Consider the following 203-nt stretch of genomic DNA (forward strand, 5'->3'; position numbering starts at 1 on the left):
CGTTACAAGGCGACCGTACGATTCCTATTGAAGTAAGTAACCTACCACAAGGGATTTACTTGGTTGAAATAAAAACCAATACTGAAAAAGGAAGCGTAAAAGTGATTAAAAAATAAGACTACATTACCATGAAATATATCAAAACCATAAAAACAATAGTACTATTGCTAAGTACGTGTTTTGCATTTGCACAAGAATTACCA

At 32.5% G+C, this 203-nt stretch carries 1 protein-coding gene; it reads left to right on the top strand.

Features of this window, described 5'->3' with window-relative positions; translation table 11 throughout:
- The first annotated feature begins 26 nt into the window (after positions 1-26).
- Positions 27-116 carry a T9SS type A sorting domain-containing protein gene (locus tag NHF47_RS17330; RefSeq protein ID WP_374670184.1) on the top strand — a complete coding sequence of 30 codons (90 nt, stop codon included), beginning with the start codon at positions 27-29 and terminating at the stop codon, positions 114-116.
- Positions 117-203: the final 87 nt, after the last annotated feature.

It is taken from the genome of Flavobacterium sp. NRK F7 (genome assembly GCF_024054195.1).
Classification (GTDB): domain Bacteria; phylum Bacteroidota; class Bacteroidia; order Flavobacteriales; family Flavobacteriaceae; genus Flavobacterium.